Origin of the sequence: Mesorhizobium sp. M8A.F.Ca.ET.202.01.1.1 (assembly GCF_004791595.1) — a bacterium.
Lineage (GTDB): Bacteria > Pseudomonadota > Alphaproteobacteria > Rhizobiales > Rhizobiaceae > Mesorhizobium.
The window spans coordinates 1-334 of record NZ_SRUN01000159.1 but is presented as its reverse complement, the minus strand read 5'-3'; the positions used below and the strand labels follow the sequence as shown (position 1 = coordinate 334).

Below are 334 nucleotides of genomic sequence, written 5' to 3'. Positions count from 1 at the left end.
GACCGATATCGCCACAGGGTGGACCGAGTGCGTGCCGGTGCGGACGCGAGAAAGTGGTCTTGTCATCGCTGCATTAAACGGGCTAGGTGTTTGATCCCCGGCTTTAATGGTGCGATCTTTTCCGCGGAATGGAAAGGAGGCACTATGGGTCAGGTTCTACACGGCCGCGCCACGACGACAGAGGCGATCCGTCGAGCAATACAAAATAGTCAAGAGAGCCTGAAGAAGCTCGCCAAGCGTTATGGCATCGATCCCAAGACGGTCGCGAAGTGGCGCAATCGGACCTCGACCGCCGACCTTCCGACCGGTCCCAGAGAGCCGCGCTCGACGCTGC

1 pseudogene is annotated in these 334 nt (G+C 59.6%); it reads left to right on the top strand.

What is annotated here, in order from left to right:
• Positions 1–144: 144 nt before the first annotated feature.
• Positions 145–334 (top strand): annotated as a pseudogene (locus EN845_RS34300) (IS481 family transposase); the annotation flags it as partial.